This window comes from Sedimentitalea sediminis (assembly GCF_042687825.1).
Taxonomy (GTDB): Bacteria; Pseudomonadota; Alphaproteobacteria; order Rhodobacterales; family Rhodobacteraceae; genus Sedimentitalea.
On sequence record NZ_JBHUQE010000008.1, the window covers coordinates 44,011 to 56,479 of the forward strand.

General features: G+C 65.4%; 12 protein-coding genes. 3 read left to right on the top strand and 9 right to left on the bottom strand.

Annotation, left to right across the window (positions count from 1 at the left end):
- Nucleotides 1-5: 5 nt before the first annotated feature.
- Nucleotides 6-1,451, bottom strand: coding sequence for a pyruvate kinase (gene pyk / locus ACFMPD_RS08600; protein WP_380993392.1), 1,446 nt, complete (start codon nt 1,449-1,451; stop codon nt 6-8).
- A 114-nt stretch (nt 1,452-1,565) separates the two neighbouring features.
- On the opposite strand from pyk, the gene ACFMPD_RS08605 reads away from it, so the two are divergent.
- A complete protein-coding gene (locus ACFMPD_RS08605; protein ID WP_380993393.1) occupies nt 1,566-2,303 on the top strand; it encodes an N-formylglutamate amidohydrolase in 738 nt (245 codons plus the stop codon).
- Between the two features lie 118 nt (nt 2,304-2,421).
- Nucleotides 2,422-2,736: a DUF1244 domain-containing protein gene (locus ACFMPD_RS08610; protein WP_380993499.1), complete on the top strand. Its 315-nt coding sequence runs from the start codon at nt 2,422-2,424 to the stop codon at nt 2,734-2,736.
- A 9-nt stretch (nt 2,737-2,745) separates the two neighbouring features.
- Here ACFMPD_RS08610 and ACFMPD_RS08615 read toward each other — a convergent pair whose 3' ends face one another.
- The gene (locus ACFMPD_RS08615; RefSeq protein WP_380993394.1) at nt 2,746-3,702 is read right to left on the bottom strand and encodes an alpha/beta fold hydrolase; all 957 of its coding nucleotides are present in this window, start codon (nt 3,700-3,702) and stop codon (nt 2,746-2,748) included.
- 92 nt (nt 3,703-3,794) lie between these two features.
- The gene (locus ACFMPD_RS08620; RefSeq protein WP_380993395.1) at nt 3,795-4,448 is read right to left on the bottom strand and encodes an RluA family pseudouridine synthase; all 654 of its coding nucleotides are present in this window, start codon (nt 4,446-4,448) and stop codon (nt 3,795-3,797) included.
- A gap of 112 nt (nt 4,449-4,560) precedes the next feature.
- Between ACFMPD_RS08620 and ACFMPD_RS08625 the strand changes: the two genes are divergently transcribed.
- Complete coding sequence (locus ACFMPD_RS08625; protein ID WP_380993396.1) at nt 4,561-4,971, top strand: nuclear transport factor 2 family protein; 411 nt, start codon at nt 4,561-4,563, stop codon at nt 4,969-4,971.
- A gap of 9 nt (nt 4,972-4,980) precedes the next feature.
- Here the strand turns inward: ACFMPD_RS08625 and ACFMPD_RS08630 are convergent, their stop codons facing one another.
- The 6 genes from ACFMPD_RS08630 to ACFMPD_RS08655 are packed head-to-tail and all read right to left on the bottom strand — an operon-like array spanning nt 4,981 to nt 12,417.
- Entirely contained in the window at nt 4,981-7,425 is a 2,445-nt protein-coding gene (locus ACFMPD_RS08630) for a GcvT family protein (RefSeq protein WP_380993397.1), read from the bottom strand.
- Nucleotides 7,426-7,484: 59 nt separating this feature from the next.
- The gene (locus tag ACFMPD_RS08635; protein ID WP_380993398.1) at nt 7,485-8,381 is read right to left on the bottom strand and encodes a homocysteine S-methyltransferase family protein; all 897 of its coding nucleotides are present in this window, start codon (nt 8,379-8,381) and stop codon (nt 7,485-7,487) included.
- Nucleotides 8,378-10,822 carry a GcvT family protein gene (locus ACFMPD_RS08640; protein ID WP_380993399.1) on the bottom strand — a complete coding sequence of 815 codons (2,445 nt, stop codon included), beginning with the start codon at nt 10,820-10,822 and terminating at the stop codon, nt 8,378-8,380. The genes ACFMPD_RS08635 and ACFMPD_RS08640 overlap by 4 nt, the downstream gene beginning before the upstream one ends.
- A 14-nt stretch (nt 10,823-10,836) precedes the next feature.
- Nucleotides 10,837-11,214, bottom strand: coding sequence for a GFA family protein (locus ACFMPD_RS08645; RefSeq protein WP_476463232.1), 378 nt, complete (start codon nt 11,212-11,214; stop codon nt 10,837-10,839).
- A gap of 11 nt (nt 11,215-11,225) precedes the next feature.
- Complete coding sequence (locus ACFMPD_RS08650) at nt 11,226-11,840, bottom strand: LysE family translocator (protein WP_380993401.1); 615 nt, start codon at nt 11,838-11,840, stop codon at nt 11,226-11,228.
- Nucleotides 11,841-11,844: 4 nt separating this feature from the next.
- Complete coding sequence (locus tag ACFMPD_RS08655; protein WP_380993402.1) at nt 11,845-12,417, bottom strand: helix-turn-helix domain-containing protein; 573 nt, start codon at nt 12,415-12,417, stop codon at nt 11,845-11,847.
- Nucleotides 12,418-12,469 lie beyond the last annotated feature (52 nt).

A 12,469-nucleotide genomic window follows, 5' to 3' on the forward strand; every position in this document is an offset into this window, starting at 1 on the left:
CCAACCTATTCCGGGTCGGTCCGATAGATCAATCTTTCGTCGCAGGGGGCGACACGCAGGATGTTGGTGGTGCCCGGAACGTTGAACGGCACGCCCGCCGTGATCACGATCTGATCGTCCCCCGACGCGAAACCGCCCTTGCGCGTGGCCCGCGCGGCGTTGACCACGGCGTCCTTGAACCGTTCCAGTTCGCCGGTCATCAGGCAGGTACAGCCCCAACTCAGGGCCAGCCGGCGCGCGGTACCGCGCAAGCTGGTCATCGCGATGATCGGCACCCGCGGGCGTTCGCGGGCGGTCAGCAGCGCGGTGGTACCGCTTTGGGTGAAACAGCAGATTGCCTTGATATCCGTGGTCTCTGCGATTTCGCGGGCGGCGGCGACGATACCATGGGCGACGCTGTGGCCCTTGACGCTGCGCGAGGCGGCGATGATCTGTTCATAGGTCGGGTCGGCTTCGACCTCGATTGCCACCCGGTCCATGGTCTGCACCGCCTGCACGGGGAACTGCCCGGCGGCAGATTCCGCGCTGAGCATCACCGCGTCGGCGCCCTCGTAGATGGCCGTGGCGACATCGCTGACTTCGGCCCGGGTCGGCATCGGGCTTTCGATCATGCTTTCCAGCATCTGGGTGGCGACGATCACCGGTTTGGCCGCGGCGCGGCACCGGCGCACCAGGCGTTTCTGGATCGGCGGCACCGCCTGCACCGGCAGTTCCACGCCCAGATCGCCCCGCGCCACCATGACGCCATCGCTGGCCTCAAGGATGTCGTCGAACCGGTCGACCGCCTTGGGCTTTTCGATCTTCGCCAGGATCGCCGCCCGTCCGGCGGCCAGTTCGCGGGCCTCGGTCACGTCGCGGACCCGCTGCACAAAGCTGAGCGCCAGCCAGTCGACACCGAGATTGCAGGCGAATTCCAGATCCTTGCGGTCCTTTTCCGACAAGGCGGCCAGCGGCAGTTCGACATCCGGCACATTGACGCCCTTGTGGTTCGAGATCGCGCCGCCGGCGATCACGGTGCAATCGGCGAAATCGCTGCCGCAGGCCTCGACCCTGAGGCGGATCTTGCCATCGTTGACCAGCAGAGACACCCCGGGAACAAGCGCCTGAAAGATTTCCGGATGCGGCAGACACACCCGGTGGGTATTGCCCGCTGCGGTGTCCAGATCCATGCGAAAAGCCGCGCCGTTTTCCAGCTCTACCGCGCCATTGGCGAATTTTCCGACGCGCAGCTTGGGGCCCTGCAGATCGGCCAGGATGGCGATCGGGCTGTCCAGTTCCTCTTCCACCTGCCGGATGATCCGGTGTTTCTCGCGAATCTCTTCATGCGTGCCGTGGCTCATGTTCAGTCGGAAAACGTCGACCCCGGCCTCGTGCAACGCGCGGATCATTGCGTGGGTTTCCGACGACGGACCCAAGGTGGCAACAATTTTGACGTTACGGTCTCGTTTCATCTGCCAAGTGTCCTCGTGCCGAAATGTTAACGCAAACAGGCGCGCGTCGCTTATGGCGCAATTCCAAATTGCCCACAACTGTCCTAAAGCTGTCCAGAACAAGATGACAGGCCCATGACATACAGCCCCTTTTTCATTCACGGCGAAACCCGGCCCGCGCGCTGGCTGATTACCTGCGATCACGCAACCAACTCGGTTCCGCCGCAAATCTGCGGCGGCGATCTGGGATTGGCGCGCGAAGACATGGAACGCCACATCGCCTATGATGTCGGCGCCTATGGTGTCGCCCAGCATTTGGGCCAGTTGCTGGATGCGCCGGTGATCGCCGCCAATTTCTCGCGGCTGGTGATCGACCCAAACCGGGGTGAGGACGACCCGACCCTGCTGATGAAGCTGTATGACGGCTCGATCATCCCGGGAAACCGCCACGCCGACCGGGCCGAGATCGAGCGCCGCAAGGCGCTGTGCTACCACCCATATCACGCGGAACTGGCACGGATGGCGGCGTTGCCGCATGCGGTGATCCTGTCGATCCACAGTTTCACCCGGCAGTTGCGCGGGCGGCCACCGCGCCCGTGGCATATCGGGCTGCTCTATGCCGAGGACGACCGTCTGGCCGCTCCGCTGCTGCGCCGGCTGCAGGCCGAACCCGACCTGTGCGTGGGCGACAACCAACCCTATTCCGGCCACCTGCCCGGCGATTCCATCGACAAGCATGCCAGCGCGCATAACCGCCCCAACGTGCTGATCGAGCTGCGCAACGACCTGATTGCCGACCATGAGGGCCAGCGCCTCTGGGCCGAAAGGCTGGCCCCGGTCCTTGAGGACGCGCTGGCGGATTCAGGCCTCTGACCCCGGCTTTGCAGGCCAAAGCCTGATGCCGGGGTTTGACGCTGGGGTTTGACGCGGGTCCGGATCAGGTATCAATGGACCGAAACCGAACCGGAGACCGAACATGGATTCGCACGACATCGACCCGCAAACCGAAACCGAATTGCAGGCCGCCGCGTTTCGCCGGCTGCAAAGGCACCTGATGCAGGATCGCACCGACGTTCAGAACATCGACCTGATGAACCTGGCCGGGTTCTGCCGCAACTGCCTGGCCCGCTGGTATCAGGAAGCCGCCAACGACAAGGGCATCGAAATGGACAAGATGCAGGCGCGCGAGCGGTTTTACGGAATGACGATGGACGAATGGAAGGCAAACCATCAGACCGAGGCCAGCCCCGAGAAACAGGCGGAATTCAAGGTCGCCTTTGCCGAGAATGTCGGCCCCAAGGACTGAGCGCCCGGGTCAGGTGACCCTCGCTGCCATGCGCCGGATGAAATCGGCGCAATCCGCCGGCGCCGTGATCGGGATCATGTGGCCGCGATCCGCCAGGGTTTCGCAGGACAGCCCGTGGACCTGCATGGTATGGCCATGTGCCGTGGGTGACAGGATCGCGTCCGCGGCACCGAAAAGAACACCGCCCGGCACCGTCAGGTCGTGGTCATAGCGCGCCGAAATCCGGGCGGCGGCGGCCTGCAGCGCGACAACGTCAGAGGCAGCGGTAACAAAGGCCTTGGGGCGCAGCCCCAGCGCCGCACCGCCCCGGGTCATGAAATCCTGCGGCCAGGGTTCCGGGTGAAAGACGATCGACAGCACCTTGTCCTTGGTGGCCGCCGCCAGCGGCACCGCGATGGTGTGGCCCAGCAGCCGGCGCATCCAGGGCGATCTGACCTGCAGCCCCTTGAACACCTCGGGCACGCCGGACTGATCCTGCGTCACCGGACACAACAGCGCCAGCGCACCGGTCTTGTCGGGTCGGTCCAGCGCCATCGCCAGCGCCACCGCGCCGCCCAGCGAATGCCCCACCAGCACCGGCCGTTCGATCCCCAGCGCATCCAGCAATTCGCCGATCATCCGCGCCTGTTCGGACGGATCGGCCAGCGCGTCGTCGGCGCGCTCGGAATAGCCGCAGCCGGGACGGTCCACCGCGATGACGCGGAACTCATCTTTCAACAGGTCGGTGAGGCCATAATCGAAATGCTGCAATTGCCCGCTGAGCCCGTGGATCAGCACCAGCGGCTGGGCGTCCTTCGGTCCCAGATCCAGATAGTGGATCGCGCCGTCCCTTAGCCGGTGCACCTGCCCCACGAGCGGCACCAGCTTGGGTGCCTGGGCGGCCATGCTGCGGGTCCGAAAGACCGCCAGCACCAGCAACAGGCCCAGCCCGCCCGGCAGCGCCCAGAAAAGAAAAGTCAGCACCATGTTCATGGACTCCGGTTCATTGCATGCGCGCGCAACCTAGCCATGAATGCGGGGCCTGTCTGCCCCCTGCGAGCCGGCGGCGGCACCGGCGCTCAGAATTCGGCGGCGGCACGGAATTTCATCGATTTGCCACTGTCCGGATGCTTGATCCGCAATTCCTCGGAATGCAGCATCATGCGCGGGTAGTCGGCTGCGGCACCCTGCGCGTATAGCGGATCGCCCAGGATCGGATGGCCCAGCGCCAACATATGCACCCGCAACTGGTGGCTGCGCCCGGTCCGGGGCATCAGCCGCACCCGGCTGGTGCCCGTATCATGGCGCAGCACCCGCCACTCGGTCAGGGCCGGCTTGCCGGTCTCGTGACAGACCATCTGACGCGGCCGGTTGGGCCAGTCCACGATCAGCGGCAGATCGACGGTGCCGGTTTTCGGCGACAAGATCCCCGCGACGCGGGCGACATAGGTCTTGCGGGCCTGCCGCTGCTCGAATTGTTGCCCCAGATGGCGCTGGGCATGCGCGGTCAGGGCAAAGACCATGACGCCGGACGTGTCCCGGTCCAGCCGATGCACCAGCAGGATCTCGGGAAACACCGCGCGCAGGCGGGCGATCAGGCAATCGGCCAGATGCGGGCCGCGCCCGGGCACGCTGAGCAGGCCGGCGGGCTTGTTGACCACCACCAACTGGGCATCGTCATGCAGGATGTCCAACGGGAGGTCGGGCGGGGCATAGTCGTGTGAAACCGTCATCGCGCCTCAGTACCGCCAAGCCTGACTGCGAACAAGTTCCCGCGACGTCGGGCTTGCCAGCGCCCCGAGGTTGATCGAACCTCTGGACAGCGCAACCAGACAGGACCGCCCGATGCACCCGACCATCCGCCAGATGCACGAGGTCGTCGCCAGCGGTGACGACAGTCGGATCGCCACGGTGCTGGCACCGAACGTGCGGTTCCTGCCACCGACCTATTTTGCCACCTGGACCGGACGCGAACCGGTGGCGGCAATCCTGGGCCATGTCGGTCAGGTGTTCCGCGAATTCCACTACCGCCGGACAATGGGGGCCGATCGCGACTGGGCGCTGGAGTTCCAGTGCCGCATCGGCGATCTGGACGCGGTCGGTGTCGACCTGATCACGCTCGACGAGGACGGACTCATCTCGGTCCTGGAGGTCGCGATGCGTCCGCTCAGCGCCGTCCGCGCCCTGCGCCAGGCGATGAACGCGCGGGTCATGTCCGACCCGCGCTTTCTGACCTATCGTCAGGCCCTGTCCTGATCGCCAACGCTACAAGCGCACCCGCTCGGATTTCGGATCGTACAGGGGCCGGATGGACGCCTGTGCGGCGACCCGCACGCCGGCGATATCGATCTCGTAGGACGAAGCCAGCAGGTCAGCGGTGCTTTCGCCCCGGCAGGGCACATAGCCCAGACCAATGGCCGCGCCCAGATGATGGCCATAGGCGCCCGAAGACAGAAACCCGACGATCTCGCCATCGCGCAGCACCGGCTCGTTATGATAGAGCAGCGGCTCGGGGTCGGTCAGCATGAACTGCAGCAGCCGCCGGTCCAGCCCCGCCTCGCGCTTGGCCAGAACGGCATCGCGCCCGATGAATTCGGGCTTGTCGGTCTTGACGGCAAAGCCCAGCCCGGCCTCGAGCACGTGATCCTCGCAGGTGATGTCGTGACCGAAATGGCGGAACCCCTTTTCGATCCGGCAGGTGTCCATCATGTGCATGCCACACAGTTTCAACCCCAAGTCCCGGCCGGCCTGCCACAGGGTTTCGAACGCGTGCTGCGCCATGTCGGCAGAGACGTAGATTTCCCAGCCCAGCTCGCCGACATAGGTGACCCGGTGGGCCCGGGCCAGGCCCAGGCCCAGCTCGATGTCCTGGGCGGTGCCAAACGGGTTGCTGTCGTTGGAAAAGTCGTTCGGCGACACCGCCTGCAACAGCTTGCGGGCATTGGGGCCCATCACGGCCAGCACGCCCTCGGCGGCGGTGACATCGGTCAGCACGACGTTGAAATCGCCCTTATGGCGCTGCATCCAGAGCTGATCGGCCAGCCGCGTCGCCGCCGGCGTGACGACCAGATAGGCGGTTTCGCCCAGCCTGGTCACGGTCACGTCCGCCTCGATGCCGCCGCGCGGGTTCAGAAACTGGGTATAGACGATCTTGCCGATGGGCACATCGTATTGCCCGCCGCCGACATGGTTCAGAAAGGCGCAGGCATCCGACCCCTCGACGCGGATCTTGCCAAAGGAAGACATGTCGTACATGCCCACATTCTCGCGCACGGCGCGGTGCTCGGCGGCGACATTGCCAAAGAAATTCTGCCGCTTCCAGGAATAGGCATAGGCCGGGTCCTGCCCGGGATCGGCGTACCAGTTGGCGCGCTCCCAGCCGGCCAGTTCGCCCATCACGGCGCCCTGTTCCAGCAGCTGGTGATGAAACGGCGTGCGCCGCACCCCGCGCGCCGTGGCCTTTTGCCGATAGGGAAAGTGATCGGCGTAAAGCAGGCCCAGCGTTTCGGCCGCGCGCGCCCGCAGATAGCGCCGGTTGCCCTGAAAAGGATGCATCCGCACGATGTCCACATCGCCCAGATCAAAGGGTTTCTCGCCATCCTGCATCCATTGCGCCAGCGCCATGCCGGCGCCCCCCGCCGACTGGATGCCGACCGAGTTGAACCCGGCGGCGACCCAGACATTGTCCATCTCGGGCGCCAGGCCCAGATGATAGGCATCATCCGGCGTGAAACTCTCGGGACCGTTGAAAAACGTATGAATGCCCGCGCTGCCCAGCATCGGCAGCCGGTTTACCGCCTGCTCCAAGATCGGTTCGAAATGGTCGAAATCCTCGGGCAACTGGTCGAACTCGAACTCTTCGGGGATCGGCCCCCAGGGTTTCGAAACGGGTTCGAACGCGCCCAGCATCATCTTGCCGGCGTCTTCCTTGTAGTAGGCGCATTCATCGGGCACCCGCAGCACCGGCATCTGGGTCAGCCCGGCAATGGGCTCCGAGACGATATAGAAATGCTCGCAGGCCTGCAGCGGCACGTTGGTCCCCAGCATGCGGCCAACCTGATGCCCCCACATGCCGGCGCAGTTGACCACCATGTCACAGGCGATATGGCCCTGCTGGCCGTCCTCGTCGCTGACCCAGTCCACACCGGTCACACGGCGCCCGGTGCGGGCGACTCCGGTGACCTTGATGCGCTCGTGCACCCGGGCGCCGCGTTGCCGCGCGCCCTTGGCCAGCGCCAGCGCGATATTGGCCGGATCGCCCTGCCCGTCCAGCGGCAGCCAGACTCCGGCGGTCACGCCCTCGATATTCAGATGTTCATATCTGGCCTTGACCTCTTGCGGACCGATTTCCTCGACCTCGACGCCAAAGGCGCGGGCCATGGCAGCCTGGCGAAAGATTTCCTCGCGGCGTTCGTCGGTCAGCGCGACGGTGATCGACCCGCAACGCCTGAACCCGGTGGCGACACCGGTTTCGGCCTGCAAATCGCCGTATAATTCCTGGCTGTACTTGGCCAGCCGGGTCATGTTGGCGGTCGCGCGCAGCTGCGCGATCAGCCCGGCCGCGTGCCAGGTGGTGCCGCTGGTCAGTTGCTTGCGTTCCAGCAGCACCACGTCCTGCCAGCCCAGCCTGGTCAGGTGATAGGCCACCGAACAACCGATGACACCGCCGCCGATGATGACCACGCGGGCCGATTCTGGAATTGTCGTCATGTTTTCGTTCCTCGATTCTGCCGACCGCCCCCGCCGGGCGGTACAGCCCCCCCCGCCCGTCAGACGATCCGATGCCCCGCCGCCCGCAGGCGCCGGGCCAGTTCGGCGATGTGATCGGGGCCGACCTCGCAGCAGCCACCGACAATAGTCGCGCCCTGAGCCACCCAGTTCATCGCATGTTCCGCATAGGCCGCCGGATCCAGATCGACGCGACGCTGCAACACCTCGACCGTCGGCGCATCTTGCAGGAACGCGTCGGAAATCTCGGTGAACCCGTTGGCATAGGCGCCGTATCGCAGCCCGAACTGCCGCAGGACGGGCAGACCGTCGGTCACCACCTCGGGCCGGGAACAGTTCAGCAGCACCGCCTCGGGGGCGTATCGCGACAGCACCGGTGCGATATCTGTCAGCGGCTCTCCCGACCGCAGTCGACGGCCGTCGTCATCGCGCACCGTCAGGGCCAGCCAGACCGGCTTGCCGCAATCCTGTGTGGCCCGCAGAGCGCCCTCGGCTTCCTGCACCGAGGACACGGTTTCGATCAGGAACAGATCGACGCGCGGCGCCATCAACTGCACCAGTTCGCCGAATTTCAGCGCCGCCTCATCGGGGTTGACCTTCAGATCGGGCCGGTACGAAGCCAGCAGCGGCCCCAGCGCGCCGGCGATACGCCCGCCCGCATAACGATCGCGCGCCATTTCCGCCTGGGCCATCGCGGTCTCGATCAGGGCAGGCACTTCATCCTCGAGACCGATCCGCGCCAGCCGGCTGCGATGCACCGCATAGGTGTTGGTGGTGGCAATGGTCGCGCCGACGGCGAAATAGTCGGAATGCACCGCGCCGACCAGATCGGGCTGGTCCATCATCACCCTTGTCGACCACAAGGGCGTCGCCCGGTTGCCGCTGCGTTTGACCAGTTCCTGCCCGATCGAGCCGTCCATCAGGGTGATATCGGTCATGCCCTCAGCCTTTCGTTGCCCGGATCCCACAGCGGCGCGTCCGGCTGCACCACCGCGCGGACCCGATTGCCATAAATCTCGACCTCTATTTCGGCGCCGGGCACCGCCAGATCGGCCCGCAGCATTGCCAGCGCGACCGAGCCGTTCACCCGGTATCCCCAGGCCCCCGAGGTGGTCTCGCCGACGATCTGCCCGTCATACCACAGGGTCGACATATAGGGCGCATCCGCCGTGTCCGCGTCCACCAGTAGGGTCGCGAAACGCTTGGCGCTGCCGCTTTTCCGTTCCGCCAGCAGCGCCGCCTTGCCGGGAAAATCCTGCGGCTTGTCCAGCCGGACGAACCGCTGCAGCCCGCCCTCGAGCAGGGTGTAATCCGTGGACAGATCGCCCTTCCACGCCCGGTACCCCTTTTCGATGCGCAATGCGTTCAGCGCGTACATGCCAAAGGGCTTGACCCCGGCCGCCATCAACGCATCCCAGATCGCCGGGGCCGCCTCGGGCGCGCAATGGATCTCCCAGCCCAGTTCGCCGGCAAAGGACACCCGTATCAGGGCACAATCCTGCCCCGCCACCTGTCCGCGATAGCTGACCGACAGCCAGGGTGCAGTCAGATCGTGATCTGTCAGCGGCTGCAGGATGGCGCGCGCCTCAGGCCCGGTGACCAGCAGGCATTCCACCTCGTCGGAATGGTCGGTCACGGTGATCCCCTCGGGCGCCTGCCGGGCAAAGATCTCGGCATCGTGCCATTGCGCCACAGCAGCGGTGATCAGGCCGACCTCGTCCGGGCCATGCACCAGCACCGAGCATTCCGTCAGAATGCGGCCGCGCGCATCCGGGAAATAGGCCAGCCCGATGCGCCCCGGTTTCGGCAGTTGCGAGGCCGTCTGCCCATCGACGAAATCGCGCGCGCCGGGACCTGCGACCCTGAGCCGCGTAAAGCCGGAAATCGCGATCATGCCGCAATGGTCGCGCACCGCCTCGCATTCCTCGCGGATACGCGGCTGCCAGGGGCCGTTCCGGTCCCAGGTCCGGGTAGCCGCCTCGCCGGTATCGTCGCCGGGCTGCGCGAACCAGTTGGCGCGTTCCCAGCCATTGTAGGCGCCAAAGACCGCGCCGGCGGCGCGCAACCGGTCATGCAATGTGGACAGCCGCTTGTTGCGCCCGGCGGGCCATTCGTGATGCGGGAAATGCATTGCGTATTCGTGGCCATAGGTCTCGACACCCTTGGCAACGCAGTAGTCCTGATCGGCATAGGCCGTGTAGCGGCGCGGATCGACCGCCCACATGTCCCATTCGGTCTGCCCCTCGGTGACCCATTCGGCCAGCACCTTGCCGGCGCCGCCGGCCTGCGCGATGCCAAAGGTAAACACGCAGGCCTCGAACGCATTGGGCACGCCCGGCATCGGCCCCAGCAGGGGCAGCCCGTCCGGCGCATAGGGAATCGGGCCGTTGATCACCTTGTTGATGCCCGCGCGCCCCAGCAGCGGCACACGTTTCATGGCGTCTTCGATATACCATTCCAGCCGTTCCAGATCGTCCGGGTAAAGCTGAAAGCTGAAATCCTCGGGCATCGGGTCGTCCGGGGTGATCCAGTGCGCCTTGCAGTTGCGTTCATAAGGGCCAAGGTTCAACCCGGTCTTTTCCTGCCGCAGGTAGTACGAGCTGTCCACATCGCGCAGCAGCGGCAGCTTGCCGTGCGCGCGCGTATGCGCCGCGATCTCGGGAATCTCGTCGGTCAGCATGTATTGATGGCTCATCACCATCATCGGCAGCCGGCGCCCGCCATGGGGCCGGAACCATTCGGCGACACGCTGGGCATAATAGCCGGCGGCGTTCACCACATATTCGCAGCGGATGTCGCCCTTGACCGTGTGCACCACCCATTCGCCCCCGTGGCGGCTGACTCCGGTGGCCGGACAGAACCGCAGCGTCCGCGCCCCCAGATCGCGCGCGCCCTTGGCCAGCGCCTGCGTCAGCTGGCTGGGGTCGATATCGCCGTCATGCGGATCGTAAAGCGCGCCGGCCAGATCGTGCAGTTCCAGAAAGGGATAGATGTCCTGCGCCTCTTTCGGCGTCATCAATTCGATATCCATCCCCTGATACCGCCCCATGCCCCTGGCCCGGGCAAATTCCTGCATTCGCTGACGGCCATGCGCCAGGCGGATCGAACCGGTGACGTGATAGTTCATCGGATAATCCACCGCCGCGCCAAGATCGCGGTACAGCTCGGTCGAATAGCGCTGCATGTTCATGATCGACCAGCTGGTGGAAAAGGTCGGCACATTGCCCGCCGCATGCCAGGTGCTGCCGGCGGTAAGCTCGTTCTTTTCCAGCAGAACGCAATCGGTCCAACCCGCCTTTGCCAGGTGGTACAGCGCCGATGTTCCCACCGCACCGCCACCGATGATGACCACGCGGGCCGTCGTTGGAAAATCTGCCATGTCCGGCCCTCCTGTCATGCCTGCCGGGGCAGGTTGTCGGCGATATCGGAATAGTCGCCCTTGTCCGCCACAAAGATATGGCGGGCGACGTGCTGACCGGTCGGGGCGTCGATGGCGCCCATGGCGACCGAGAACTCGTCTTCGGCCTCGTTTTTCCAGAACAGGAAACTACCGCAGACGCCGCAGAACCCCCGCCGAAAGCCGGGGCTGGACTCAAACCAGCGCAGCGACGCCCGATCGGTCAGCGTCAGGCCGTTGTCGGGAATATGCGTCGAGGCCCAGACATGGCCCGACTGCCGGCGGCACTGGCCGCAGTGGCACAGGGACGGCGGCGCCAGTTCCGCGCTGATCGTGAACATGACCCCACCGCAATTGCAGCGTCCCTTATGCATGTCTATTCCCCCTAATGTGGCATCGCGCTGGTGCCCAGCAGGATGCCATAGACAATGAAACAACCCGCCATGACCCGGCGGACCCAGATGTTGAACACCGCCCCCAGGGCGGCGCGTCCCAGACCTGCGCCCAATGCCGTGAACCCGGTATAGCTGAGCGCGGTGATGACCAGCGCGGTCGGCATGATCACCCCCATCTGGGCCGCAATAGGCACATCAGGCTGCACGAATTGCGAGAACGCCGCCAGATAGCCGGCGACGCTTTTCGGATTGATCGTGGCGATCGCCAAGGCGTGCAGATAGACATGACGGGCCGGGCGGACCTCGGATGGCACGGGCCGCCCGGCGCGCGACCAGCCGCGCAGCCCCAGCCAGACGAGAAACCCGGCGCCGATCATCTTGGCGACGAAGAACCCGGTCGGCGAGGCCGCAATCAGCGCCGTCACCCCCAGAGCAGACAGGATCAGGAACAGGCTGGCCTGGGTCAGGATGGCCAGCACCCCGATCATGGCGCGGCCGAACCCCAGATTCATGCCGTTGCTGATACAGTTGACCGCGTTCGGCCCCGGCGTCGTGACGAACACCACCCAGAACGTCGCGAATATGCCCCAGGCCTGAAAACTCATGACGTCAATAGACCGGCGGCGCGATCACCCAGATCGCGACAGCAGGCTCGTCATACGGGTTGATCCAGCGGAACGGCTCTCCGCGGATGCGGAAACTGTCACCGGGATGCAGGGTGAAACGGCGGGGGCCGATCTCCAGGTCAAGGCGGCCCGAGATCAGATATCCGACCTCTTGCGTGGCGCGGCTATGGGGGTCTTCGGATTCCGCATGCGGCAGAAACGTGGACAGGACCATCTCGAAATCATCGGTCAGGTCCGGGGACAGCAACTGTTCGACCAGCCCGGCCTGATCTGATCCGATGGTGCGGCGGTTGTCCTTGCGCACGACGTAACCCGCCTCGTCCTGGGTTGCCGCGGCGGTACCGAACAGCAGCGACATCGGGACCGACAAATGTGCCGCGATCCGGCGCAGATCGGCGACCGAGGGTTCGGACAGGTCGCGCTCGACCTGGCTGAGCCACCCGACCGAGCGGCCCAGCGCCTCGGCCAGTTCCGCCAGGGTCAGGCCCCGCGCCTTGCGCAGGGCGCGCAGATCGGCCCCCAGTGTCGCCGGCTGTATCGGATCGGTCTGCAGCATCGCTTCGCCATGAAAAAATTGACCTGTTTTTCACGATGCCGCGAATCGCTGA